The following is a 26,056-nucleotide window of genomic DNA, read 5'->3' on the forward strand; positions in this document are numbered from 1 at the left end:
TTTAGGCCGCCTTGCCGGTCAGTTTCTGGTCTACTTTCCGCTTGAAGCTCCGCAGGAACGTTTCCAGAGACCGTGGGCGATCTTCAAACCATTCGATAAGTTGTTCATATCCCCCATGAGCATACTTATTGAACTCTCGAACCCCTTCATCGCTCAAGAAGTTGGGGGCGTCAGGCGTAACAAGGTGTGCAATTGCCGAATGGACTTCAGGACGCTCTTCCATGGATACGCCCAGAACCTCGAGTTCGGATTTGAGAAAAAGGCCGACAAGCAGCTTGCCACGGGAACTGTACCGGTCTGGAAAGTAGGCGACCAGTTCGGCTGTCTCATCGAGCGGGACGGCTTCCTTACGCTTGGTTGTGACGCCCGCGATGAAGCAGAAATAGAAGGCATCGAAATCGGTTTTGAACACCCTTTGGTCGCGAAGATCCTTGAACCACTGGCGCGCATCCAAGCGTAGTCTGAACGGTTGCATCAGGCGGCCTCCTCTTCTTCGAGCTGGAACTCGTTGAAGAACTCCTCGCCCGTCACATTCAGCCCGTCCTCCGTCTCAAGAACGCTTCCTTTTTCATGGGCGGCGCGTGCCAGCTCTTCGGAGCCTTTCCGGAACAGGGTGACGAACTGAATATCGGAATTGCTGGCGCGTTTGAGCGGCGCGATGAACCGGGCGCGCTCGGAAGAAATCGTGAAGGCGATGAACTGGCCAGTGAGATTCGGGATCAGCTCGCCGATCTTCGGGCGCACAGCGAGATCGATGGGACCCGCCGGGCTGTCCACCACAAAAGGAAGCTGGTGGTCCGAGCGGTGGAACAGCGTCGCAAGGAAGGCGTAGGCTACCGAAAGGGTTTCGCCGACGCTGCCGCCTTCCTGCCCTTCAAGGATGAGGTTCTGCTCGATCCGGTCAATCGAGATGTTATTGTGCGGCATCAGCTCGGACATGCGTTTGTTGGCCTGCTCGCACAGCTCCGAGGTTATTCCCGTCCGCGCCTTCCTGTGGGCGCTGTTGATGATGGCGGTCAGCGCATCGCGTTTCGCTTTCTCCGTGAGGGTGTGCGTTATTTCCGCCAGTTTCCTTTCGGCGTCATCCACCCGCCGTTCAAGAATCTCGATCCCGTAGGTACGTTCGTCATTCTGTGTCTGATCCTTGCTGTCGAACTTCTCCAGCTCGGCATCCACGTCTTCAATCTGTTTGCGCAGGTTCTCAATGTCATCCCGCGCGCTCTTTACGGCCGGGTCAGCTTGTTCCGCTTCCAAGCGAAGGGAGTCCCGGTCGTTGCGTGCATCCCGCTCTTCTTCCATCGCGCTCGCCAAGTTGGACATCCGCGCGTTCAGGTCTTTTTCGGCTTCATCGGACTGTTCACCCACGGCATCCTTGATGGCCGTCTTCATCGAGTTCAGGAGGGCTACGTCTTCTGTGCCGAGATAGCGGGCGGCACGTGAGCGGATCGTCTCGGCAATCTCGGCATCGATAGGCCTGCCGCAAACGCACTCTTTGGCATCGGCGAGATCTTCGAAGAATTCACGCGCGGCGCTCTCCGGCAGCTTAACCTTGTCGAGACCGTCCTTGAGAGCCAGCATGGAAGTCGCGAATGACGACGAGAGGGCGTGGGGATCGCGCATCCGGTCCAGAACGTCTAGGGCCTCTTCGCGGACCTTCCCCTTAAGGCGTTCAACCTTCGTTTCGGCGTCGTTCAGGGCCTGGAAGCGGGCATCCTCTTTCTTGATTTCCTGATGATAGGCGTCTTCCTTTTTCTGGAGCTGAGCTGCGAGGTCGGCTCGCTTTTCCTGCAGTTCCTTTTGTTCGCGCCTGCAATCTGCAAGGTGCTTTCTCAGGCTGGCCAGCCGGTTCTGCCTGCGGGCGAGACCCCGTTCCTCGGTGGCGCTGACATTCTGCGTCTTGTTGTCCCAGAATTCACTGACTTTGCGGGCCATCGCGTCAAAGGCATTCATCTGGAACAGGTTCTCGACGACGACCTGCGCGTCCGTATATTCCCGGTCGAGAAGATGCTGCGCCAACTCACCGTCAAAAACGTAGAAGTTGACGAAGTTCTCATTCATGAAGCGCCGGAAATCGGACGGCGGATGAAACCCGTCGCGCCGTCCGGGGCCGTGTGTCGTCTTGTACGAGACCCGGCCGTTCTCGAAATCGAACTCCATGAGGATGGTCGCGCGCCTGTCGTTGAGCAGGAGGCGCACCTCAAAATAGCCGTCCGTCGCGTCGCTGTTCCGTTTCCGGAAATCGGCTATCGTGTGCCGGTCCCAGCCGGGGCTAATCGCCGCGCCGGACAGGGCCGCCCGCAGCAGCGCCAGCGTTGTCGTCTTGCCGGTGCCGTTCGGCATCTGGATAAGGGACACAGGAAAGGGCTGGCCGTCCGCATCAGCGCAACTGATTTCATGATCGGGACACCGGAGCCCCTGGGCTTTCCAACCCAGTATGCGCATGACGGCGGGCATCAGTCCTCGTCCTCCCCGTTGCCGTTCTGAACAACGGTGCCCTCGAACAGGACTTCCAGATGCCGGGCGGTCGTCGCCTGGTCGTTGATATCTTCGTTGCCCGATGTCACGGCCTCGAACCACGCGATCAAGCGCCGGGCCAGCGTTTCAGGCTGGCCCGCTTCCGCGACAGCTTCATTGATGGCCTGCGTTATCCGCGCATCTATGGTCACTTTTCTTCTCCCCCCGCGCGCACTTTAGACAGCTCCGTCAGCCACTCCGCGCGCTCTTCATCCGCGTTCTGTTCCCCGTCTTCGTCAGACTGCCGGATGAAATCCACTATGTTTGCGACTTTTCCCGGATTGTCCGGGTCCGTCCGCAAACAGCGCCCCATGCGCTGGATCGTCTCAAGCCGGGCGCGCGCCGATGAGAACAGGATCACGGAATTCAAAGACCTGATGTCAATCCCTTCTGACACGCGATGGCATGTAATCAGGCATTCAAGCTCGCCCCGCGCAAAGCGTTTCAACGTCTCCGACTCTTCACCGGAGAAGTAAGTATGAAAGTCTGATCTGTATTTGTGAATAATTTCTAATACTTCATCCCCATATTCCTGAGTTTCAACAAACACTATGCATCTTTCAAGCATGTGCTGGTTGTTCCGAATGAACTCGTCGAACACGGGAAGCTTGGCCCTGGAGGTCTTGTAGACGCGGGCAATCTCTATCCAGACTTCCTCATCGCTCATGGGATTGCCGGCGGCCGCCCTGGCCGCCTGGCGCTTGTACACATCGCGGACCCGCTGGCGGTCTTCAACCGTCATTTCATACGGCAGCGGGAAATAGTCGAAGGGCGCAAGGATTTCGCGGCGAATTGCATCGTCAAGTTCGAACCGCATAAGCTCCGGCCCGATATGCTCCAGCAGGAAGGCATTGCCTTCTTCGTCATACTCGCGATCCGGCGTAGCGCTCAGGCCAAGCCGAAAGCGGATGTTGTCTGACAAGCCTCCAAGCCTTGCCCGGTTCGCAGGACTGCCCAGCCCGTGAACCTCATCATGGATGAGCAAGGTGCGTTGGCCGATTTCGGCGGGCAACTGCCTCAAAGCCGATGCAAGTGGCTGGCGCGACACCAGAAGGATGGCGTTCCTGGGTTCGAGAAGGAAATCTTCCGTCTCCCGCGCGGATTTGTAGTGGCGAAAGACCTTCGATCCTATGTCTTTGCGCACAGCGAGCAGTTCGGCATACCACTGGTCCAGCAGGTCATTGCCGTCCGTGCTTACAATGACCGTGTCAATGCTGTCGCGGTCGTACAGTGCCCGGAGGATTTTGAGCGAGGTGCGCGTTTTGCCTGTGCCGGTAGCCATGTTGAGCACGCCGCGCTCGGCCGCAAGAAACTCTTCCAGCGCATCATCTTGGTGACGCCACTTGCCGGGCTTCGCTTTCTCTTCCTGTTTGCGTCGCCGGTGGCCCGCCTCCCATTCGCCGCACACCCTTATGAGTTGCTGGCGCGCCGCATCAGGAAAGCTGTAGACTTCAACACCCTTGTCCTTACGCTCCCAAAGTTCTTCGAAATGCGCCTTCTTCCGCGCAGCCCTCGCGGCACTGGACCATGACGGATAAACATCCACGCATTCCCGGTTGTTCTCGAAGGCATTGCGGCTTTCGTTCGACGAGCCGGTGAAAGCCACATAGTCGTTCTTGTCGAAAAACAGCCCGATTTTTTCGTGATAGATGCCCGAACCCGTCCGGGGAACCGCGATCTGAATCTCCAGCCGTCCGATCTCAAGGAGGCGTGCCAGCCGGGCGACACCATCGCCGACGCCGTCGGCGAACTCCGTATCGATGATTTCTTCGAGACGTTGAGCGCAGATATCCTGCTTCGGCACGCCGTTCTGGATGGCTTCAAGATCGCTGTGGGAGAGTTCAACCGAGGTGACCAGCCGGATGTGGCCACCCTTCTTTATGAACTCACCTAGAGGGGCACCGAAGGATTCCAGTGCGCTGCTGGAAAAATACCCGACCGCACGCCAGTAGGCCTGGGCTCGGGCAAGCGAGGGCCGGATGAAATCCTCAACGATGTTCTCGTAGCCGGACCGGTAATCCTCCTGATACTCAATATCGCGCAAACTCATAGGAAACGGCCTTTCCCCCACTTGTCGGCCGCACCGCACCGACCCCTGCGATCCTGATCGTCACCTCGCTTCGCGCTCGAATATATCTATGACGTACCAGAATCCTGTTTTTCTTTATCAAAAGAGTTTGCGTTACAGAGGGTTGCGGATCAACCTTGAATTTAGCCATGAGATGGTGACCATACCGGTATGCCACTCTTCCCTTGATGTTCCGTTAGCTGAGGGCTGCGATCCGCGAGGCCAGCAAGGGCCAGTCCACATCAGGGGTCAGGTGAGACCATGATACGCGGATAGCACCGGAGACCGCCTCGGGCGGCAGCTCCATCGCCTCAAGTACATGGCTGGGCGTGTAGCTCTGCGACGTGCAAGCCGAGCCGTTGGACACCGCCGCCACATCCTTGAGCGCCACCATCACCGCTTCGGAGTCGACGCCGGGCACCGAGAAATTCATCACATGCGATAGTGTGTGATCCGGGTTCGAATGCATCCGGATGCCCAGCGGCTCCAGGGACGCCAGTGCTTGCCGACGGATATCGCAGCACCGCTTGCGGCGGGCCTCGTTGTCCTTCAACGCGGTTTCAGCCGCCACGCCAAGACCCACGATCAGCGGTACGGGGAGCGTGCCGGGTCGCAATCCGCGCTCCTGGCCGCCACCAAAGGTGAGAGGGGTCAATGGCAGGCGCTTGAAGCCGCGCCGCCGGGCGATGAGCGCGCCGACACCGACCGGGCCGTATATCTTGTGTCCGCTGACGCTGATCAGATCGATCCGCTTGCTGCGCAAGGGCTCCAGGTCCTTGCCGTATCCTTGCGCGGCATCGACATGGAAGAAGGCCTCATGGCCATCCAGCGCATCCGCGATTTCCAACAGGGGCTGGATCGAACCGGTTTCGTTGTTTGCTTGCATCACTGACACCAGCAGCGTGTCCGGGCGAAGGGCGGCCCTGACGGACTCGGCCGTCACCACGCCGTTCGCATCGGGGGGCACCAGCGTGACGGAGAAACCTCTGGCTTCCAAAGCCTCCAACGGTTCCAGGACCGCCTTGTGCTCAATGGCGGTCGAGACGATGTGTCGGCGCTTCGATTCGTCACCATGCGCGGCCAGCCCCAGGATCGCCAGGTTGTTACTTTCGGTCGCACCGCTCGTGAAGATGACCTCGTCTGCAGCCGCATCCACCACGGCTGCTACCTGCGCACGCGCGGCCTGCACAGCCTTTTTGGCGCGCAGCCCATACTCGTGAGTCCGGCTGCCCGCATTGCCAAGCTCATCTGTCAGCCACTGCACGACAGCGTCCCGAACGGCCGGTTCAATGGGTGCGGTCGCGTTGCAGTCGAGGTAGACAGGCCCGGCCTCTTGTTTGTATGTAGATGCAAACGTATGTTTCATGTTTGACAAACTTTGGTCGATGTGATTCAGTATGTTTGTATCGCATAACCCTTCGACTTGACAAAGAAATATGAGCGACGGCTTCGAGTATCAGTTCCCCGCGATCAGGGGCATCCAGGCGCAGCGGGAGTACTACGTTTCCATGTGTCCCATGCGGCTTTTGCCCAAGCTGTTCCAGTTTGACGAGGATGAACTCGCGCCGGAACTGCGGGCGCAGCGGCAGCTCAACAGGGCGCGGATTCCGGAGCTTTCACGCTATATCACCGAAAATGTGGATAACTACGTCTTCTCGGCCATCACCGTCTCTATAGATGCCGATATCGCCTTTGCCCCGTTCGCGGGCGAAGGGGAAGCAAACCGAATCGGCATCCTGAAAATCCCGATGTCGGCCCGTTTCATCATCAATGACGGCCAGCACCGCCGCGCGGCCATCGATCAGGCTCTGCGTAACCACCCCGAGCTGGGCGATGAGACCATCGCCGTGGTCTTCTTCCTCGACAAAGGGCTGGAGCGCTGCCAGCAGATGTTTGCCGACCTCAACCGCTATGCCATCCGGCCATCCCCGTCGCTCAGCATCCTCTATGACTACCGCGACGAAACCGCGCAGCTCGCAAAGACGCTAATCGCCGGTTCCGACATATTCCGTGACGTGGTCGAGCTGGAAAAAACCAGCCTCGCGCCGCGCTCACGGCGGCTCTTCACCTTGAGCGCTATATACCATGCGACGAACGAGCTGCTGAACGGGTTGCCGGAGACGACGCCGGAAGAGACGGCCCGCCTTGCGTTGGACTTTTGGGAAGCCGTCGCGGCTCAGTTCGACGAGTGGGGGCCGGGTCCGCAGCGGCGACCTGACGGCCGGTGAGGTGCGTACCGATTTTATCCACACGCACGGCGTGGTGCTGCAAGCATTGGCGCGGGCCGGGCGGGCGCTCATTTTGAAGTATCCCAAGAGCTGGAAAAAGAAGATCGTCAACCTCAAGAGCATAGACTGGCGGCGAGCCAATAGTAGAATGTGGGAAGGCCGTGCCCTGGTAGGCGGCCAGCTTTCAAAAGCACACCAGAACGTCGTTTTGACTGCAAACGCCATCAAGAATCATTTGGACCTTGAGCTATCGGACGACGAGTTGCGTGTCGAAGACGCATATAAGCGGGGGGCCAATGGCATCGAAAAAGCCACAGCGTAATTCGGCATTTTCCGAAGCCGGGTTCAAGAAAACGATTGAAGCGCTCAAGCAGGAAATCGTCGATCTTTATCTGTCGGACGAGATTCCCTGGGTTGTCGGTTACAGCGGCGGGAAGGATTCGACCGCCGTTCTGCAGCTCGTCTGGCTGGCGCTCGCCGACCTGCCCGAGGATGAGCGTTCCAAACCAGTCTATGTCATCAGCACGGATACGCTCGTTGAGAACCCGGTTGTTGCCTTGTGGGTGTCGAAGTCGCTTGATCGTATGGGCAAGCAGGCGGCCGATCAGGGCCTGCCTCTGACCTCCCACAGGCTCACGCCAGCGCCGGAAAACACATTCTGGGTAAACCTCATTGGCCGGGGCTATCCCGCGCCGCGCCCGAAGTTCCGCTGGTGCACCGAGCGGCTGAAAATCAATCCGTCTACCCAGTTCATAGGCTCGGTCGTCCAGAAGCACGGAGAAGCGATCCTCGTTCTCGGGACAAGGAAGGCTGAGAGCATAGCCCGCGCGAAGGTCATGGAGCGCTATGAAGAAAAGCGTGTCCGCGACCGCTTAAGCCCGAACGGCAGCCTGCCCAACTCCTACGTCTACTCGCCCATCGAAGACTGGTCGAATGACGATGTCTGGATGTTCCTTATGCAGGTCGGAAACCCGTGGGGCTACAACAACAAAGACCTGCTGACGATGTACCAGGGAGCATCGGCTGACGGGGAATGTCCGCTCGTCGTTGACACCACCACACCGAGCTGCGGCGACAGCCGCTTCGGATGCTGGGTGTGTACGCTTGTCGAGAAGGACAAGTCTATGCACGCCATGATCCAGAATGACGAAGAGAAAGAATGGATGTTGCCGCTGCTTGAGCTGCGCAACCACCTCGATCCTCCCAAGACTCCGGATGGTGACCGTCCATTGCGGGATTTCCGGCGTATGAACGGCGCCGTCCAGCTTTATAACGAACGGCCGATCCCCGGACCCTACAAGCAGGAAGCCCGCGAAATGTGGCTGCGTCAGGTGCTCGAAGCCCAGCAGCATATCCGCGAAAACGGGCCAGAAGAGGTTCGTGATATCGAACTGATCACGCTTGAAGAGCTTGAGGAAATCCGGCGCATCTGGGTCGTCGAAAAACATGAAATCGAAGACAACCTGCCGCGCGTATATGAAGAGGCTACCGGTGAATCGTATCCGGGCGGCAGCCTGGACGACAATCTCGTGATGGGTGCCACAGAGATGGGCCTGCTTCGCGAGCTGTGTGGCGACGACGATCTGCATTTCCAGCTCGTGCGCGAGCTGCTGTCGATAGAAAAGCGGCACAAATCCATGCTGCGCCGCGCGGGGCTGTTCGAGGCCATAGAATCCTCGTTCTACCGGAACTTCTATGAGGATGAACACGATGCCATCGAAAGGGCGCGGCTGAGGCGGGATGCACTCGGCGAAGCGAGGGAGCGCGCCACCGATGAGTTTGCGCCCGCAGGTGATGCCGCGTCCATACCCGATGAGGCCTGCCAATGATCCTCGACGAAATCACTCTTCATGATTTTGGGCTTTATGAAGGCACGCAGAGCGTTGAACTGACGCCTCCTGCTCCGAACAAGCCCATCGTGCTGATCGGCGGACTGAATGGCGGCGGAAAGACGACATTTCTCGATGCGCTGCAACTCGGCTTCTTCGGACCTCATGCGAAATGTTCCAACCGCGGATCGCTCGCCTATGCCGAATATCTTACCCGGTGCATTCACAGAGGCGCAGGGAAAACCGAAGCCGGAATAGAGATCGCCTTTCGCCATACCGTTGAAGGAACTGAGGAACGATACCGCGTGCGCCGTTTCTGGAAGCTGTCTAGCAGCGGCTGCAAGGAACGGTTTGAGGTCCTGAAGAACGGCCACGCTGAACCGGCCCTTGGCCGACAACTGGGCGACGCAGGTAGAAGAGTTCTTTCCGGCCAACATTGCCCATCTGTTCCTGTTCGACGGCGAACAGGTCGAAGCCTATGCTTCGCAAGCCGATTCCGCCGCGCTGATCGGGGCGGCCATCCAGAACCTGCTGGGACTGGATATGGTCGATCAGCTTGAAAAGGACCTGCTGGTTTACGAGCGGCGAAAGCGCTCGGAAGAAAAAGACGCGCCCCGTCAAACCGAAATTACATCCGCCCAGGACGCGGTCCGGGAGTTACGCCGCCGCCTTGACGCCCTCAAGCAGGAGCGCGCGGCCTTGCAGACGCACCGGATCGACAAGGCGCACCGTGAATTGAAGAAGGTCGAGGAGAAATACCGCAAGATCGGCGGCGCCCTCTATGACCAGCGCGAAGCTATCGAAGGCAAATGGTCGGACGCCGTGCAGCGCGTCAAGGATGGCGAGGCTGCGTTGCGTGAGTTCGCGGGCGGGGCCGCGCCGTTGCTCATGGTGCGCGTCCTTCTGGAGTCGGCCGAGCTGCGCGACCAACATGAGGAAGAATGCCGCCGTGCCCGCGACCTTTCGGGTGCGCTCAAAGAAAGAGATCGGGCCGCGCTCAAGCACCTGCGCGGACAGAAAGCGGAGAAGCAGGTCGTCGATGCACTCAAGGCCTTCTTTGACGCCGACCGGTCCGAACGTGAAGCATTGGGCAAGAAGGACACCATCCTCGATATCACACCGGAAGTACGCAGTGATCTTCACACGCTGCTACGCGGAGACCTGGACCAACTTCGCACGGATGCGGTCCGGCTTCTCAGCGGGCAGGAAAAAGAACGTGCCCGCGAAGAGCAGGCGCGGATCGAGTATGAGAGCATTCCCAGCTCCGATACGATTGCACTCATTGCGAAGGACCGTGAAGAGCTTCGCTCGGAAATCGCCGAACTTGAAGCCATGCAAGCCGCGATCGGGCAGGATATCGAGCGCCAGCAGCGCGAACTGGAACGCCGCGAGCAGTCCCTCGCGCGACTGCTGGAATCCGATGCGAAAGATCGAGGCCGGCGCGATGACCGCTCGCGAATCCTGCGGCACTCAGGAAAAGTCCGCAGAACGCTTGAGACGTTCCGGCAGGGCCGTCATCGCCCGCCATGTGAGGCGGATCGAGCAACTGGTTCTCGAAAGCTACCAGCAGCTCTTACGCAAAAGCGGTCTGGTTACGCGCCTTTCCATCGATCCGGAGGACTACGCGCTAACTCTTTACGGCCGCGATGATGAGCCGTTGAGCGCCGAACGGCTGTCTGCGGGCGAGCGACAGCTCCTCGCGGTGGCGCTGCTTTGGGGGCTTGCCAAGGCGTCCGGCCGCCCGCTGCCGACCGCCATCGATACGCCGCTTGGGCGGCTGGATTCCGTTCACCGTATACATCTGGTCGAACGGTATCTGCCGTTTGCCAGTCATCAGGTGCTGCTGCTCTCCACCGATGAAGAGATCGCGGGCGAATATCATGAGCGCCTGCGCCCATGGATCGGGCATACCTATCAGCTCACATATGATGACAATACGGGGGCGACACGCATCACGACGGGCTACCTGCCATCCAGGGAGGCTGCGTAATGGCAATAGAACACATCCGCGTCTCGCAGCAGGCCAAAGACCAGCTCATCAAGCTCAAAAGGGTTACGGGGATCGAGCACTGGAACGTGCTGTGCCGCTGGGCGCTGTGTCTGTCGCTCGCCGAGCAGAGCGTTCCGCCTCAATCGAAGATCCCGGCCGACAGCAATGTTGAAATGAGCTGGAAAGTTTTCGGCGGGCGCTATGCTGACCTCTATATGACCCTGCTGCGGGAGCGGTGCGTCCGGGACGGGTTGGGAACGGACGCTGATACAGTCGCGCAGCAATTCAGGCTGCATCTGCACAGGGGCATATCCTACCTCGCCGGCAACAAGGACTTGCGCAAAATCGACGATCTCGTCGCGCTCGTCGCCTGAAGCCATGCGGGCGCCGGGGGGAAACCTTAACAACCGTGCGCGCACAGCCATTGGACGCGCGGAACCTTCACGCCCGTTAAAATGCATCCTTACTGACGGGCTTCTTCAGCCCGGCATGCGCCTGTTTGATTACGGATGCGGCCGTGGTGACGACCTGCGTCACCTCGCCATGCTCGGTTATGAAGCGGGCGGATGGGACCCCGTTCACCGGCCCGACCATGGCCACCAAAAGGCTCCCATCGTCAATATCGGCTACGTCGTCAATGTCATCGAGAATCCCGCCGAACGGCAGGAGGCCTTGCGCCGGGCCTGGGAACTCGCCGAGCAAATTCTGGTCGTCAGCGCGCGGCTAACGCTTGAAGCGAAGGCTTTGCGCGAAGCCACGGACTATGAAGACGGCTATCTAACCAGCCGGGGCACGTTCCAGAAGTTTTTTGAGCAGCAGGAACTGCGCCAATGGATAGACCGGACCCTGGAGGTAAGCGCCGTCCCCGCTGCCCCCGGCGTATTTTATGTCTTTCGTGATGAGCAAGCACGTACCCAGTTTCTTTCTTCGCGCTACCGCCGCCGCCTTGCCGCGCCGCGCCTGACGAAATCGGCGGAGTTGTTCGCAAGGCACGAAGCGCTGCTTGCGCCATTAATGACCTTCCTGGGCGAGCGCGGACGGCTTCCCCATGACGACGAGCTAGCGAATGTTTCCGAGCTGGTTGAGGTGTTCGGCTCGATCCGAAAAGCGTTTCGCGTGGTTCTTTACGCGACTGAACAGGCAGATTGGGATGCCGTCGGCGAAGAGCGGAGCCGCGACCTGTTGATCTATCTTGCGCTGTCGCAGTTTGAAGGGCGGCCGCCTTTCGGGAGGCTGCCGCTCCCGCTGCAACGGGACGTGAAGGCCTTTTTCAACACCTATAAGCAGGCCTGCACCGAGGCAGACACTTTGCTGTATTCCTTAGGACAGCGGGGCACAGTCGATCGGGCCTGCCAGGATTCCAGTGTCGGGAAACTTACCCCCACGGCGCTTTATGTTCATGAGACGGCGCTGCCTGAGCTTTCTTCCGTACTGCGCCTCTATGAAGGCTGCGCCCGTGCGTATCTTGGGCGGGTGGAAGGGGCAAACATCATCAAGCTCCACCGCGGCGAGCCAAAAATTTCCTATCTGAGCTACCCTGAATTTGAGAACAGTCCGCACCCGCCGCTTGTCGAATCCCTGAATGTTCACCTGCAAACATTCCGCGTGAAAACCCGGAATTTCCGGGAGAGCCGCAACCGGCCCATCCTTCATCGCAAAGAGCTTTTTGTCTCTGCCGATCATCCCCTCTACGGAAAATTCGAGCGTTTGACGCGGATCGAGGAAAGCAAGGGGCTTTTCGAGGATACCAGCCGCATCGGGCTTGAGGACGGCTGGAATGAGATGCTTGCAGAGAAGGGTCTTTGTCTGAAGGGCCACCGCCTTTTGTCGCGACACAGCGGCCGAACCGAATAGGTTTCGCTTTGAGCGCACGTCCGCTGAGCGGCAATCATGTCCAGTGCATAAGGTCTATGCTGCCTTGCTGAGATCTGGTCGTTTTTCCTCCATCTCGGCGCCCACCGCTGACTGCAGGAATCGATCAAGCGCGGCACGTCGCGATCCGCGGTCCAGGGCGTAGGCGGTTTGCTTGAATTCGACCCCATCGAGCAGTCCCTGAATGTAGCCAGAGATGGTGTCTGCCGCCATGATGAGCGCGGTATCGAGCGTATGGATGTAGTTGCTGGTCACCGATCCTTTGGCGTGCCCGACCAGCGCGGCGATCGTGACTTCGGTGAAACCGAGATCGTTGGCAATGCTGGCGAAGCTGTGCCGCAGGACATGCGGCGTCACATCAGCAAGCGGGCTGTTCCTGAAAATCTGTCTCCAGTGGTTGGGAAAGCCGCCAAAGGCGTTGTCCTCGCCCTGGCCGGGGAAGACATAGGTGCCGGTTGCAGTCTTGCGGCGTTCTTCCAGATATTCGATCACCGGCAGGCCGATGGGCCGAATGGACGCGCCTTCCTTGCTTTCCTGCAGGCGTATACAACTCGCGTCGATATCCGCCTCGACCCATTTGAGTCCGATCATCTCGCTCCGACGGCAGCCGGTCAGCGCGATCTGCCGGATTATTTCGACTGTCATCTCATATTTCGGATTCTCGTTTGCCGCCCGCAGCATCTCGCCGAGGATGCGGTACTCGGCTTCGGTGAGACGGCGATCACGCACATTATCCTTGGGCTTGCGGATGCCATGCGCGGGGTTGGAAGTGATGATCCCGGCCTCCATCGCGTAAGTTAGAATGCCGCCGAGCAGCCCTACGGTTCGCGTGGCCGTGCCGGCGCCGCCGCGCACGATGGCTTTGCCGCGCAGCTTCTTGGTCTTCACCGATACCGCCGTTTTTCCGGCCATAACATCCTTCAACACCTTGGCGACGTCGGCCTTGACCAGGTCCTTGACCTTGCGGTTGCCGATTAGCGGAATGATGTGCCGGTGAATTCGGCCCACATCGCTGACGATGGTGCCTGCCTTCTTGGGGCGTCCGCCTTTTCCAAGGATGAGACCGGCGTCGAGATCCTTCAGATACATCGCGCACAGCTCCTTGACGGTGATTGCCTGGTGATCGAGCTGGCGTTCCTCGGAAGGGTTGTCACCTTGGGCTACCCGGCCGAGCTGTATCTTCGCTTCCTGCCGTGCCGTTTCTGCCGTCCAGATGCCATGCAGGCCGATCGTGTAACGACGAGTTCGACCTGCGGCGCGATACTGGATAAGGTAGCTACGTTTTCCGGATGCGAAGATGCGGAGGCCAAAGCCGGGCAACTCGTCGTCCCAGATGAAATAGTCTTTCTCGCGGACAGTAGCGGCGTCCACTACACGTTTTGTTAGCTTTGCCATTAGCCGGTCCTCCCGCTGAGGAAGGGCTGCTTCCGCGGAAGCACCACGGAAGCAGCCGGATGGAATTCGGAGCGAAGTCCCGGATATGGATTTCGGCGGGAAAATCTAAATTGTCCAGATGTTTCAAGGTGTTGTAGTATCATAGCGTGCCCTGGCGTGTAATTAGGATGGCCAGGACAAAATGCTCCGAAGGCAGAGGTCACAGGTTCGAATCCTGTCGGGTGCGCCAGTAAAATCATAGCGAATTCAACGGCTTAACACCAATACGCGCTGTCTCGAAAACTCTGTGAAACCAGTTGGTCACTGACAGTGGCTAGATGCTAGATGGGCTCGGTGATATCTTCATAGTTAGCACCGCGAAGGTAGTCTGAGCACACTCGCACCAAAGTTCACGCCATAGGTTAGAGATAAAGACAAACTCTCTTACCTGAGTGAGCCTGAAGCAAGAAGTCTCAGACCGAACTCGCTTTCTTTACCTTCCGCAACATAATGTGCTCAACGCGGTGACAGGTCGGGCAAAGCAGAGCGAAATCAGCGGTTGTCGTGTATCGCCCCCCTTCATCCAAGGGATTCTTGTGGTGCACATCGAGGAAACCCCGCGCCTTCACGCCAAGCTCTGCGGCAAGAGCGGCTGGATCGAAGTCACAGGCGTCGCAAGCAATCATGCCGGCCTTTTGCCTTTCCCGTATGAACCTGTCGGCAATCCACGCAGCGCGGCGTTTCACCTTGACTAGTCGCTCCGCCTCCATACCTTCCAGCGCTCCCAGGTCGCGACCGATCGCGCGTTCAGTGTCGGGGTTGATTTCACTCCGCTCTGCTAACGCAAACTCGTCTTCAATGCCGATCCAGGAATTCTTGGTATCGACCCGTTCGATCTCAAGCTCGGCGATCAAGTGTTGTTCCGCTGCCCTCAGGGGACGCAGTGTTGCCGAGGAGTGCGCGTAGAGCCTCGCATAGGCATCCGGACCGAAAATCTCCTTTGCTTTTCGCGGGTCCTTGATCCTGTAGCTTTCTACGATGGGGAAGGCCACAGACCAGCGAAAGCGCTTCCCTTCTTGTGCCCACATGTCTTGAAGCAGTTTAAACTCTTCGGGTCCCAGGATCGTCTCAAGACTACGCGACGTGGTCCTGAGTTTGTGGACGGCGATGAGCCTGCCTGCGCGCTCCTTGTGAGCCTCTCGATCAGCTATGTATTGCGGATCATTTTCGAAGCCATCGTTCGGCTTCTGGAATGTCTCAGTGATGTACTCGATAACATAGCCGCTACCAAATTGTCGTTGAATCGTGCTTTGGCATTTGTTGCGTGATCCGAGGTCACCGTCCGTTGGCGTGAACCCCAGCCAAGTGGTTCCGGGAAGCCAATCGGCTTTGGATGCGGTGACAGGCGCAGGGAGGTCTTTGATCTTCAAAACCAACGTCAATCCTTTTTCTGATAGGCAGAGAAGAACTCCGGTTCGATAGTCAACGCCTTCGTCTCCCGGACGCCAAGCCCCTCCTCGATCAGAAGTTCAAGAAGCCGATCAATGTCGACGAGTTCGATGGCCGTCGCGTTGTCCTGTGCCGCAGCCTCCCTCGCGCCCTTGGTGAAGGAACCGGTCGTAAGAAAAATGCCTCGTTCGGCCCGACCTTGGATGGCCCCGCGAAACTCGCGGATTTTCTCCGGCCCAACGGTGCCCTCGTAGCGCTTGCACTGGAACATCACTTTTGTTCGCACGAAACGGTTGATCAGAAGGTAACCTTCGCCATCAATACCCTGATCGCCTCGCTGCCCCGTGACTTTGACATTCTCAAAGCCGATGTGGCGCAGGAGGCGCGCGCAAAGCTCCTCGAACCCCTTGTTGGTTAGACCTTTGAGGATCTCGACAAGCCGCTCCTGAATCTCGTCCTGATTGAGATAGGCCTTTTCGTCCGGGGCGCTGGCGTCTTCGTCCTCGACCGGGGAGATCGGCTCGTTCTTCTCCTGTGTCCTATCAGCCCGGGGGAACCCGTCATGGATGGCCTTGAATAGACTATAGGCTTCTTCATGTGTGAGGTTGGTCGTACGTCCTCTTTCGGTCAGAACCCACACCCCGCGCTGCTCGGTGTCGATCAGTCCAGCCTTTGCAAGATAGAAGCGTGCCCAGCCAACCTTGTTTTCGAACTTCGACTGACCACCCTTGGTAGTGCCTTCGATCTCAGCCTTGGGAATGTCGTGATTCTCCGCGATCCAGTTATAAACCTCCTTGGGCTTGGCAGACGAGCCCAAGTCCCGAAGCCCGTCAATAACCGGTTGGAAGTACTGGATGAATTTCGGGCCTTTTAGTTTCTTCACTACTCCAACGCCTCCGGAATGAAGTGTCACCTATGTCTCGATAAGCTCATACTGTACGCTCGAGAGACAAAGGCAACACTTCTTCCCGTATGGGTTCTTCAGCGGGATCGAGGCGGCTGCTCATCACCGATATTGGACACGCCCCCCGCTTTGGGCGGGCTGGCCTGTCAGCCGCGCTGGCGTTCCAGCATGGCGAAGAAGACCACGGTGATCCCAAGAATGATCAGCATCAAAACCAGTGCTGCAGCATTGCCCTCGTTCACCGCAAGGCCCTGAAAGGCGCGCCGGTAGGCGAAGAACGACAAGAGTTCCGTCGAGGTGCCTGGCCCCCCCTTTGTCAGGACATATACAAGATCATAGGTGCGGAACTCGTTGATCAGCTGAATGACGATGGCGATCGCCGAGATCGGGCGCAGCATCGGCAGGGTAATATACCAGAATTGCTGAAGCGCGTTTGCGCCGTCCACCTGCGCAGCCTCGTAGGGATCCTTTGGAAGAGACGCCAGGCCCGCCGCCATCAGAAGGACAACAAAGGAAGTCTGCTGCCAGATATCGATGCCGGCAAGCGTCGAGAGCGCCAGGCTGGAGGAGCCGAGCCAGTCGACCGGTGGCAGGCCGACCTGGACCAGAAGATGATTGACGATGCCCAGATTGGGCTGCAGAAGCATGCGCCAGATCAGCGCCACGGCAACGGGCGACATGGCCATGGGCAGGGTCAGGATCGCGAAATAGAACGGGCGCAACCGCAATGTGCGCTGAAGCATCAGGGCAATGCCCAGCCCGATGATGAACTCGCCAATCACCGTCACCACCGAATAGCGCAGTGTCAGAAAAAGCGAGTGCCAGAAGATCTCCTCGCCGGCAATGGCGGCAAAGTTGCTCAATCCCGCAAAAGGCTGGAGCGACGGGCGCACGAAGGTCATCGACGAAACGGAAATCACCATCGCGTAAAGGACGGGCAGTCCCATCACGATGGCGAGAACGGAAAGCCCGGGCGCCGCGAAGGCCCAGCCTGTTCGTGTCACGCGCGATCCATTTTTCACGAGGTATCTCTCCGCCTGGGAGTGAGCCCGGCCCGAAGGCCGGGTCACAGGAATTATTTGGACATCAGGTCTTCAAGGCCCTTGGCGGCTGCCTCGATCGCTTCGTCCACGCTGCGTTCTCCGCCGGCGGCGAGCGAAAGCTGCGTTCCAAGCACATCCTCATACTGGGCGGTGTAGGTGAAGATGGGGAAGGATTTGCCGCTGGCAACGATCTCCAGCCCCTGCTTGTAGAACGGGTATTTCTCCTGGACGCCGGGATCGGAGAAGACATCCTCGCGCACCGGTGCATGGCCCTGTAACGCGCGCTTCACGGAGACATCCTTGCTCTGCACCCAGGAAATGAACGTCCAGGCCGCCTGCTTCACGTCGTCGGGAACATTGGCCGGAATGCCCCAGCCCCAGCCTCCGCTTTCGCCATGTCCGCCCGGCATGACCGCCAGACCCAGCTTGCCGGCAACTTCAGGGCATTTTTCGGCATTGTCGAGCTGCGGAAGCATCCACCAGTAGGTGGTCATGCTGAACGCCTCTCCGCTGCACATCAGGCGCATCGTGTCGTCGAGCGTTGCCGAGAGCGCACCGGTCTGAGCCGCGTTCTGAACCGCGTCGGCATAAAGGCTGAGCGCGTTGCGTGCTTCCTCCGAATTGAGAACCACATTGCGGTCATCGTCCAGATAGGCGCCACCGGCCGAAAACAGAAAATTCGAGAACTCCATCGAGTTCGGATCGCCGCGCTGGGCCTGCATGGCGGCACCATTGACGCCAGCATTTGCCTTCATGAAGCGTGCAAGGGCGACATAGTCTTCCAGCGTTTCCGGCAGGGCGAGCGCCTTGCCCGTTTCCTTTTCATATTGCGCGGCCAGCTTCTCGTCCTCAAGAAGGTCGGTCCGATAGATCAGCCCCATGGAATAATTGTACATGGGGAGGATAGGCACCGCTTCGCCGCCGCTGCCAAGGAGATCCATCATCGAGGGCAGGAAGGGCTTCAGGTCAAAGCCGCTTTCGTCGATCATCGGCTTCAGGTCGGTCAGCCAGCCGGCTGCCGGAAACTCGCCCGCCCACAGGAAATCGACGGAGAGCACGTTGTAGAAGCTCTCACCGCTGACCAGCTGGGTGACCAGCTTGTCGTGCATGTCGCCATAGCCGACCTTTTCGAATTCCACCTTGATGCCGGTTTCCTTCTCGAACTCCGGCAGAAGAGCCTCGATGATCTGGGTTTCGGGCACATCCTCCATGAGCGCGTGCAGCGTGATGTCGTCTGCCATCGCGGTGGAAGCACCGGCCAGAAGGCCGACCAGTGCAACCCCGGCAGCCAGGTGCCCGTGTTTTCCGAATTTTCTCATTCCCCTACTCCTTTTTGGTTTTTTTGAGTTTGTGTCGGTGTGCCCTATTTGACGCTGCCGAACGACAGGCCCTGCACCAGGTATTTCTGGATGAAGCGCGAGGCGAGCATGAGCGGCAGGATGGCGAGCGACACACCCGCCGAGACCTTGGAAATCTCCACCCCGTTGGAGGTCTGAAGCGCCGCCAGCGCCACCGGAACCGTCGCCGTGCGCGGCCCGCCGAGGATCAGGGCGAACAGGAATTCGTTCCACGAGATGATGAACCCGAGCACCGCTGCCGCCGCGATACCAGGTGCTGCCACCGGCAACACCACGCGCACAAATGCGCCAAAGGCGGTCGCGCCATCGGTCATCGCGGCCCCCTCAAGGTCGCGCGGAACGGCTTCGAAGAAGCCCATCAGGATCCATGTCAGGAAAGGAAGATTGATCGCGGTATAAACCAGCGTAAGGCCAAACAGCGAGTTGGTCAGGCCCAGGCTGCGATACAGCATGAATGTGGGCAGAGCGAGTGCCACCGGCGGCAGCATCTGTGTCGCGAGCACCGCAAAGCGCCCTGCCCGTCCGCTGGTGCGAAACCGTGCAAAGGCATAGCCCGTCGGCGCTGCCAGCGGCAGCGCCAGAATGACAGAGCCGGCTGCCACGATGATCGAATTCAGATAATTGGTGCCAAACCTGTTGTCGGCAAACAGGCTTGCATAATTGTGAAGCGTCACTTCCGGCAGGATCGCAGTGCTGTAGGAGAGGCTTTCAGGAACGAGGCTGGTGCGCAGAACCCAGAGAATGGGCAACAGCACGATAAGGCATGCGAGACATAGACCGAAATGGCTCAGAACACGCAGCATGCCTCTACTCCACCGTTCCGCGCGGAAAGGCCCGCGTTGTTTCGGCATCGAACAGATGCATGCGGGCGACATCGGCATGAAAGGTCAGGCGATCGCCGACGGAGGCAGCAAAGTCGCGCCCCAGCCGCGCGGAAAGTTCGCGTCTGCCGCCATTGTCCAGTGCGAGAACGACGATGTTCTCCATGCCCAGGGCCTCGATGGCGACCACCGATGCCTCGAAGGGTACCGCGCCCGGCCTGGCTTCGGCATGAATGTCTTCAGGCCGCAGTCCGAAAATGACCGGGCGGTCCAGCGCCTTGCCGAATGCTTCGTGCAGAGACCGCGGAAGCGTGAAGGAGAGCACGTCGCTCGACAGTTCGATCGCGTCGGCATTGCCGCTCAGTCGCGCTTCCATCAGGTTCATCTGCGGCGAGGCCAGAAACTGCGCAACGAATGTGTCGACCGGATTGGCGTACACCTCAAGAGGCTTGCCCACCTGCACCAGATTGCCATCCCGCATGATGCAGATCCGGTCACCCATGGTCATGGCTTCCACCTGGTCATGGGTGACGAACACCGTGGTGCGCTTCAACCTGCGATGCAGCTTGATGAGTTCCAGACGCATCTCGGCGCGCAACTTGGCGTCGAGATTGGACAATGGTTCGTCCATGAGAAACACATCCGGCTCCCGCACCATGGCGCGGCCGAGCGCCACACGCTGGCGCTGCCCGCCGGACAGGGCAGCAGGCCGCCGGTCGAGATAGGGCTCTAGCCCCAGTATGTCGGCGGCCGCCTCGATCCGCTCGGCCCGATCAGCCGGAGCCATGCCGCGCATCTTGAGGCCGAACTCCATGTTCTGCCTGACACTCATGTGCGGATAAAGCGCGTAACTCTGGAAGACGACAGCCACATTGCGCTCGCGAGGAGCGGCGCGCGTCACGTCACGCGCGCCGATGTGCAGACTGCCGGAGCTGATATCCTCCAGACCGGCGATCATGCGCAGCGTGGTCGACTTTCCGCAGCCCGACGGACCGAGGAAAATCATGAACTCACCCTCCTCGATCGTCAGATTCATGTCCCTCACTCCGACAACGCCGGAGCCGTAATCCTTGGTGACGTTTTCGAGGGTGATGCTGGCCATATGCGGGTCCGTTGTTGGCTAAGAAGCTCAGCCTAGACGAACATTTCGAAACTTATCAAGCAAAAATTCAAACATTTTTTTGTTCGAATGATCATTCAACGCTAAGTCGTGTAAACCCCGCCGGTCACATTGATCGCCTGCCCGGTCATGAAGCGAGCAGCGCCCGAGCACAGGAACACCGCCACGCCGGCAACGTCTTCAGCGGTCTCAAGCCGGCCGAGCGGGGTCTGACTGATATAGTCGGCGCGCACCTCTGCAGGTGTCATTCCGCGCAGTTCAGCTTCCCACGCGACCTCCCTCTCCTGCATCGACGTCCGCACAAAGCCGGGGCAGACCGCATTGACGCGTATGCCTTTGGGCGCCAGCTCCCGCGCGAGCGCCTGGGTCCATCCGACCACGGCAAACTTGCTCGCCGAATAATGCGCCAGCAGCGGCGCGCCCACCTTGGCCGCAAGCGAAGCCGTGTTCACGATCACGCCATTGCCTGTCTCGACAAAATGCCGCGCGGCCACCTGATTGGCATAAAAAACGCCCCGGGCGTTGACATCCATGTTGAAGTTCCAGTCATCGTCGGTCAGCTCCAGCGCGGGGCGCATTGACGAGACGCCGGCATTGGCAATCATGATCTCCAGCCCACCCTGCCGCTCGATCGCCTCGGCGGTGGCCTTTTCGACCGAGGCGCGGTCGCGCACATCCATTTGCAGACCGATTGCCCCCTCGCCCAGTTGGCCAGCAGCTTTCTCTGCGGCACTCATGTCAAGGTCGGCGATTGCAACGGCGACGCCCTGCACATGCAGGGCACGCGCAATGGCCAGTCCGATGCCGGACGCGCCGCCCGTGATGAGCGCCCGCCTGCCGCGCAGATCCGGATAGCTTTGCTCGGCCAATTGATCCTGATTCATCCCAAGGTCCTTCGCATATGAACAAAAACAAACAATTCCAATGTTATTCATGTTTGATTTTGTCGCAAGTGCGGTTTATTCAATGAAGTGAGCAAACTGCGAAACCGGTGGAACCATGTCCAGCAGCAGCAGATCGGCCATCGAGAAGGAACGCCCTCCCGCACAGGCGCGCCTGGCAGCCATTCTAGAGCGGCTGCATGACGGCGGCGCGGTTACGGTCACCGAGCTTGCACGCATGTTCGGTGTCTCCGACATGACGGTGCGCCGCGACCTTGCCGAGCTGGAGCGCGACGGCCTTCTGGAGCGCGTGCATGGCGGCGCTGTTCCCCCCTCACGCGGCCCGCTCAGCCTGCTCGACGACGTGGAGCCGAATTTTGAGGCCCGCTCTCGCAACAATCAGGATGCAAAGAAACGGATCGCCGACCTGGCCGCCACTTTCGTGGCCCGTTACCGCACCATCGCTATGGATGTGGGGTCGACGACCTTTCTCACCGCGCAACTCCTCCGGGACCTGCCTCATATCCGGGTTTTCACCAACAGCCTGCGGATTGTCGAGGAGCTGTCGTCCACAAATCTTGAAGTCTACGTCCCGGGCGGACGGGTCAGGCCCGACGAGCGCTCCGTCATGGGTCCCATCGCGGTGGAGCAGTTCAGCAAGCTTTATTTCGACGTCGCGCTGATCGGCCTGTCGGGTCTCACCGCCGAAGGCATGTTCGACTACTCGATTGAAGACACACAGATGAAACAGGTCTACCTGCAGCGTTCGGCCCATCGCGTCCTCCTGTGCGATTCATCGAAGTTCCGCCGGATGTCGCTCGTCCGCATCGGCGGGTTTCAGGAGATCGACACACTCATCACCGACGCCCTTCCCCCTTCAGACATCGCATCTGCCCTGGCCGCAGCCCGGGTCGACGTGCGGATCGCCACCGCGCCTTGAAGGCTGCCGGTGCGTCATACGTTTGCATGGATGCCGGGTCGTGCCCGCCATGCTCAATCGGCTGAACAAACCCAAACCCGAAAGGAAATCCATGTCCCTTGTCCTCGGGCTTGATATCGGAACCACTTCGACAATCGGCATCCTGATCGAACTTCCCGACCGCGTGCTTGCCACGGCCAGCCGGCCCGTTCGCCTGTCCTCTCCGCAGCCGGGCTGGGCGGAGGAGGATCCGCAACAGTGGTGGCAGAATGTCTGCGCCATCGTGCCCGACCTTCTCGGGCAATCGGGGCGCGCGGCGTCCGAGATCGCCGCCATCGGCGTGTCGGGCATGCTGCCTGCGGTGGTGCTTCTTGATGAGACCGGCAATCTCCTGCGCCCCTCGATACAGCAGAGCGACGGGCGCTGCGGGCCGCAGGTGGCGCAGATGCGTCGCGAGATCGACGAGAGCGCGTTTCTGGCGCGTGCGGGCAACGGCATCAATCAACAGCTGGTCGGTGCCAAGCTGCGCTGGATCGCCGAGCACGAGCCCGAAATTCATGCGCGCGCGCACACCGTTTTCGGCTCCTACGATTATATCAACTGGCGCCTCACCGGCGTCAGGGCCATCGAGCAGAACTGGGCGCTTGAAGCCGGTGTGGTGGATGTTGCCGCCGACGCGCTGGCTCCCGATCTCGCCGCCGCAACCGGAATCCCCCCCGAAACGCTGCCACCTCTCGTGCGCTCACACGAAATTCTTGGCCACGTCAATGAGAAGGCCGCAGAGGCGACCGGGCTCGCGGCCGGCACCCCTGTCGTGGGCGGTGCGGCGGATATGGTTGCCTCCGCGCTGGGCGCCGGCGTGATCAGCGATGGCGATGTGTTGCTGAAGTTCGGCGGGGCCGTCGACATCCTGACGGCGACACGCCGCGTGGTGCCCGATCCACGCCTTTATCTCGATTATCACCTGGTGCCGGGGCTCTTCATGCCCAATGGCTGCATGTCGACGGGCGGTTCGGTGCTCAACTGGTTCGTCGACACGTTCGTGGCAGACCGCGCCGGGATCGAAGGGTCTGTGCATGCCTGGCTCGACGCACAGGCGGCTCAACGCCCGGCCGGAGCCAGCGGCCTGCTCGTTCTCCCCTATTTCCTGGGCGAGAAAACACCGATCCACGACCCTGACGCGCGTGGCGTCATCGAGGGCCTCACCCTCTCGCACACAATTGGCGATCTCTGGCGCGCCGTTCTTGAAGCCTATGCCTTCGCGCTTCGGCACCATGTCGAGGTGCTTCGCGACATCGGCCATTCCGTGACACGTTTCACCGTTTCGGATGGCGGAGCGGCCAGCACCGTGTGGATGCAGATCGTGGCCGATGTGCTCGACGCACCGCTCCAGCGGCTTGGCGGCCACCCAGGCTCGTGCCTTGGCGCGGCCTGGACCGCTGCGGTGGGCGCGGGCCTTGCCGATTGGGACGGCATCACCGCTTTCACCACCAAAGAACAACCGATCGCGCCCAATCCGGGACACCGCGACACCTATGAAAATGGCTATCGGCGCTACCGCGCGCTTTACGATCGCCTGAAAGGCTTTCACGAATGAACATCCTAAAGGCAGTGGCATGGGATATCGATGGCACCCTCATCGACAGCGAGCCGCTTCATCATCGCGCCCTGCTTGCTGCGAGCGCCACCCATGGCGTGGACCTTTCCGGCGATCCGAAGGAGCGTTTCGTCGGCGTGCACATGCATGATGTCTGGACAGCCCTCAAACCGCTCTATCCCGCCACGCTCACGCGGGAAGACTGGCTCGGGCAGATCAACCGGTTTTATTGCGATGCGACGTCTTCCCTCGATCCTATTCCAGGCGCGCGGGAGGTGATCGAGGCCCTGGCAGCCCGTGGGGTGCCGCAGATCTGTGTGTCGAATTCCGGCCGCACGGTCGTCGACGCAAACATCGAATGCCTGGGGATTGCCCCCTTTCTCGCAGGCTCGATCTCACTTGATGATCTCAACAACGGAAAGCCGGACCCGGAAGGCTATCTTCTGGCAGCGCAGCGCCTTGGCGTGCCGGCCGGCGCGGTGCTGGCCGTCGAAGACAGCAACACCGGCCTTAAGGCCGCCCGGGCCGCGGGCCTGGTCACGGCAGGATATGCTCCCGAAGGTGCCCCCCTTGCCGGCGCCGACCATCAGATCCGCAACCTCCATGAGTTGCTGGACCTGTTTGCCTGAGCAGCAATCTCGCCCGCAGGGATCAGGGGGCGCGGGGGAGGCTCACCTCTGGCCTCTTCCGGTGCTGTAGATCGCCAGCCCAAGCGTCATCAGCGCCAGAACGGCTGCGCCAGTGAAGGTCATCGAGAATGCCCTCGCAACATCGGCTCCAGGAGCCTGCGCGACCTCCCCTCTCCCCAGAAAGACAACGAACAGGGAAGACATCGCCGAAGCTCCGGTCATCAGCCCCAGATTCCGTGACAGGCCGAGCAGTCCGGAAAGTCGGCCACGCTGTTCCCTGGGGGCATGAACCAAAACCGCGGTGTTGTTGGCGGCCAGAAAGAGCTGAAAAGCCGGTGTCAGCGAAATCAGCGCGATGACATAACCGGACACGCCAAGCACACGCGGCAGGAACGCCAGACACAGTGCCCCGGCAGTGATCTGCATCAGTCCGAGGATCATGACCCGGCGCACGCCGAGACGATCCGTCAGCCGCCCGGCCGGCACGCCCGAAAGTGCGGCCACGAAAGGCCCCACCGCCAGAACCAGGCCAATCAGAGCGTCGTTCAACCCGAGCGAAAAGGCCAGAAAGAATGGCCCCACCACCAGTGTTGTCATCATGATCGCACCGACCGAAAGATTCATGAGAAAACCCCCGCCCGTATTCCAGTTCAAAAGCAGCGCCATGGGCACGAGCGGCGAGGCGGCGCGCTTTTCGACGGTCACGAACAAGGCAGTCGCGAGCGCTGCGAGGGCCATCAGGAACACCGGTGAAAACGAAAGCCCCACTCCGGTGCCACTGGTGGCCAGCGCATAGGCGGCCAGCGCGATCACCAGAACAAGCGTTCCTGGAGCATCGAGCGCCTTCAGCGATGGCCGCACCCGTTGCCTGTCCACCGAAATGGCCGTCATGCTCAGGAAAAGCGTCACGATGGCGAAACCTGCCAGCAGCCAGAATGCCCAGCGCCAGTCTCCGCCCGCCAGCATCAGACCACCCAGCGACGGGCCGAGCGCGGTGCCGCTGGCCGACGTCGTGCCCAAAAGCCCCATCGCCGTCCCCAGCCGATCGGCGGGCACCAGATCGCGCGCAATCGACATGGGCAGAGCCATGAGGATCGCGCCGCCCATCCCCTGCAGGGCACGGCCCGCGATCAGCGCCCCGAGGCCCGGCGCCATGGCACTCCAGACCGACGCCGCGATGAAAATGACGAGGCCCGCCAGGAGAACGCGGCGGTGGCCGAAGAGATCTCCCAGCCGGCCAGCCGAAACGATGGTGACGGTCACCGAAATCAGGTAGGCCAGCACCACCCACTGAACGTCCGAAACCGTGGCGGAAAAGTCTTTTGTCAATGTCGGCAGCAGAACCGAGGCGACGCTGAGACCGAGCGAAGCGGTCAGCGTGGCAAAGGCAAGCGTGGACAGAACGGATACGGGCGTGCGCGCCTCTACCTCAATGGTCATGATTTTCTCTTGTATCGAAT

At 59.9% G+C, this 26,056-nt stretch carries 24 protein-coding genes and 1 pseudogene; 11 read left to right on the forward strand and 14 right to left on the reverse strand.

Annotated features, from left to right (window positions below; translation table 11 throughout):
- Position 1 precedes the first annotated feature (1 nt).
- The 5 genes from AB2N04_RS14470 to dndA form a co-directional block, all read right to left on the reverse strand.
- Entirely contained in the window at positions 2–475 is a 474-nt protein-coding gene (locus tag AB2N04_RS14470; protein ID WP_367715106.1) for a hypothetical protein, read from the reverse strand.
- Positions 475–2,454: an AAA family ATPase gene (locus AB2N04_RS14475; RefSeq protein WP_367715107.1), complete on the reverse strand. Its 1,980-nt coding sequence runs from the start codon at positions 2,452–2,454 to the stop codon at positions 475–477. The genes AB2N04_RS14470 and AB2N04_RS14475 overlap by 1 nt, the downstream gene beginning before the upstream one ends.
- A complete protein-coding gene (locus AB2N04_RS14480; RefSeq protein WP_367715108.1) occupies positions 2,454–2,666 on the reverse strand; it encodes a CxC ATPase DNA modification system associated small protein in 213 nt (70 codons plus the stop codon). The genes AB2N04_RS14475 and AB2N04_RS14480 overlap by 1 nt, the downstream gene beginning before the upstream one ends.
- Entirely contained in the window at positions 2,663–4,564 is a 1,902-nt protein-coding gene (locus AB2N04_RS14485; RefSeq protein ID WP_367715109.1) for a DEAD/DEAH box helicase family protein, read from the reverse strand. Before AB2N04_RS14485 ends, AB2N04_RS14480 begins: the two co-directional genes overlap by 4 nt.
- Positions 4,565–4,778: 214 nt before the next feature.
- A complete protein-coding gene (gene dndA, locus AB2N04_RS14490) occupies positions 4,779–5,948 on the reverse strand; it encodes a cysteine desulfurase DndA (RefSeq protein ID WP_367715110.1) in 1,170 nt (389 codons plus the stop codon).
- Positions 5,949–6,018: 70 nt separating this feature from the next.
- On the opposite strand from dndA, the gene dndB reads away from it, so the two are divergent.
- From dndB to AB2N04_RS14530, 8 genes and pseudogenes are all read left to right on the forward strand, one after another.
- Positions 6,019–6,810, forward strand: a complete 792-nt coding sequence (gene dndB, locus AB2N04_RS14495) for a DNA sulfur modification protein DndB (RefSeq protein ID WP_367715111.1) — start codon at positions 6,019–6,021, stop codon at positions 6,808–6,810.
- A gap of 1 nt (position 6,811) precedes the next feature.
- A complete protein-coding gene (locus AB2N04_RS14500; RefSeq protein ID WP_367715112.1) occupies positions 6,812–7,132 on the forward strand; it encodes a DNA sulfur modification protein DndB in 321 nt (106 codons plus the stop codon).
- Complete coding sequence (dndC, locus tag AB2N04_RS14505; RefSeq protein WP_367715113.1) at positions 7,107–8,639, forward strand: DNA phosphorothioation system sulfurtransferase DndC; 1,533 nt, start codon at positions 7,107–7,109, stop codon at positions 8,637–8,639. The genes AB2N04_RS14500 and dndC overlap by 26 nt, the downstream gene beginning before the upstream one ends.
- Positions 8,636–8,941 (forward strand): annotated as a pseudogene (locus tag AB2N04_RS14510) (AAA family ATPase); the annotation flags it as partial. The gene dndC and the pseudogene AB2N04_RS14510, both read left to right, overlap by 4 nt.
- Before the next feature lie 85 nt (positions 8,942–9,026).
- The gene (locus AB2N04_RS14515) at positions 9,027–10,289 is read left to right on the forward strand and encodes a hypothetical protein (protein ID WP_367715114.1); all 1,263 of its coding nucleotides are present in this window, start codon (positions 9,027–9,029) and stop codon (positions 10,287–10,289) included.
- 7 nt (positions 10,290–10,296) lie between these two features.
- The gene (locus AB2N04_RS14520; protein WP_367715115.1) at positions 10,297–10,629 is read left to right on the forward strand and encodes a hypothetical protein; all 333 of its coding nucleotides are present in this window, start codon (positions 10,297–10,299) and stop codon (positions 10,627–10,629) included.
- Entirely contained in the window at positions 10,629–11,003 is a 375-nt protein-coding gene (dndE, locus tag AB2N04_RS14525) for a DNA sulfur modification protein DndE (RefSeq protein ID WP_367715116.1), read from the forward strand. Before AB2N04_RS14520 ends, dndE begins: the two co-directional genes overlap by 1 nt.
- 4 nt (positions 11,004–11,007) lie before the next feature.
- The gene (locus AB2N04_RS14530; RefSeq protein ID WP_367715117.1) at positions 11,008–12,483 is read left to right on the forward strand and encodes a DNA phosphorothioation-associated putative methyltransferase; all 1,476 of its coding nucleotides are present in this window, start codon (positions 11,008–11,010) and stop codon (positions 12,481–12,483) included.
- A 54-nt stretch (positions 12,484–12,537) separates the two neighbouring features.
- On the opposite strand, the gene AB2N04_RS14535 is transcribed toward AB2N04_RS14530, so the two are convergent.
- From AB2N04_RS14535 to AB2N04_RS14570, 8 genes are all read right to left on the reverse strand, one after another.
- Positions 12,538–13,896, reverse strand: coding sequence for a tyrosine-type recombinase/integrase (locus AB2N04_RS14535; protein ID WP_367715118.1), 1,359 nt, complete (start codon positions 13,894–13,896; stop codon positions 12,538–12,540).
- A gap of 452 nt (positions 13,897–14,348) precedes the next feature.
- Positions 14,349–15,305 (reverse strand): HNH endonuclease, encoded by a 957-nt coding sequence (locus tag AB2N04_RS14540; RefSeq protein ID WP_367715119.1) that lies wholly within the window; start codon positions 15,303–15,305, stop codon positions 14,349–14,351.
- 8 nt (positions 15,306–15,313) lie between these two features.
- Complete coding sequence (locus AB2N04_RS14545; protein ID WP_367715120.1) at positions 15,314–16,207, reverse strand: restriction endonuclease; 894 nt, start codon at positions 16,205–16,207, stop codon at positions 15,314–15,316.
- 167 nt (positions 16,208–16,374) lie between these two features.
- Positions 16,375–17,250 (reverse strand): carbohydrate ABC transporter permease, encoded by an 876-nt coding sequence (locus AB2N04_RS14550; RefSeq protein ID WP_367715121.1) that lies wholly within the window; start codon positions 17,248–17,250, stop codon positions 16,375–16,377.
- Positions 17,251–17,303: 53 nt separating this feature from the next.
- On the reverse strand, positions 17,304–18,590 hold the full coding sequence (locus AB2N04_RS14555) for an ABC transporter substrate-binding protein (RefSeq protein WP_367715122.1): 1,287 nt from the start codon (positions 18,588–18,590) through the stop codon (positions 17,304–17,306).
- A gap of 44 nt (positions 18,591–18,634) precedes the next feature.
- Positions 18,635–19,432 carry a carbohydrate ABC transporter permease gene (locus AB2N04_RS14560; RefSeq protein ID WP_367715123.1) on the reverse strand — a complete coding sequence of 266 codons (798 nt, stop codon included), beginning with the start codon at positions 19,430–19,432 and terminating at the stop codon, positions 18,635–18,637.
- A gap of 4 nt (positions 19,433–19,436) precedes the next feature.
- Complete coding sequence (locus AB2N04_RS14565) at positions 19,437–20,552, reverse strand: ABC transporter ATP-binding protein (RefSeq protein ID WP_367715124.1); 1,116 nt, start codon at positions 20,550–20,552, stop codon at positions 19,437–19,439.
- A 101-nt stretch (positions 20,553–20,653) separates the two neighbouring features.
- Positions 20,654–21,454 carry an SDR family NAD(P)-dependent oxidoreductase gene (locus tag AB2N04_RS14570; RefSeq protein WP_367715125.1) on the reverse strand — a complete coding sequence of 267 codons (801 nt, stop codon included), beginning with the start codon at positions 21,452–21,454 and terminating at the stop codon, positions 20,654–20,656.
- 115 nt (positions 21,455–21,569) lie between these two features.
- On the opposite strand from AB2N04_RS14570, the gene AB2N04_RS14575 reads away from it, so the two are divergent.
- The 3 genes from AB2N04_RS14575 (at position 21,570) to AB2N04_RS14585 (ending at position 24,596) form a co-directional block, all read left to right on the forward strand.
- Positions 21,570–22,391 carry a DeoR/GlpR family DNA-binding transcription regulator gene (locus AB2N04_RS14575; protein ID WP_367715126.1) on the forward strand — a complete coding sequence of 274 codons (822 nt, stop codon included), beginning with the start codon at positions 21,570–21,572 and terminating at the stop codon, positions 22,389–22,391.
- 91 nt (positions 22,392–22,482) lie between these two features.
- Positions 22,483–23,967, forward strand: a complete 1,485-nt coding sequence (locus AB2N04_RS14580; protein ID WP_367715127.1) for an FGGY-family carbohydrate kinase — start codon at positions 22,483–22,485, stop codon at positions 23,965–23,967.
- On the forward strand, positions 23,964–24,596 hold the full coding sequence (locus AB2N04_RS14585) for an HAD family hydrolase (RefSeq protein ID WP_367715128.1): 633 nt from the start codon (positions 23,964–23,966) through the stop codon (positions 24,594–24,596). The genes AB2N04_RS14580 and AB2N04_RS14585 overlap by 4 nt, the downstream gene beginning before the upstream one ends.
- 42 nt (positions 24,597–24,638) lie before the next feature.
- On the opposite strand, the gene AB2N04_RS14590 is transcribed toward AB2N04_RS14585, so the two are convergent.
- The gene (locus AB2N04_RS14590; RefSeq protein ID WP_367715129.1) at positions 24,639–26,036 is read right to left on the reverse strand and encodes an MFS transporter; all 1,398 of its coding nucleotides are present in this window, start codon (positions 26,034–26,036) and stop codon (positions 24,639–24,641) included.
- Positions 26,037–26,056 lie beyond the last annotated feature (20 nt).

The organism is Nitratireductor sp. GISD-1A_MAKvit, from assembly GCF_040819555.1.
Classification (GTDB): Bacteria; Pseudomonadota; Alphaproteobacteria; order Rhizobiales; family Rhizobiaceae; genus Nitratireductor.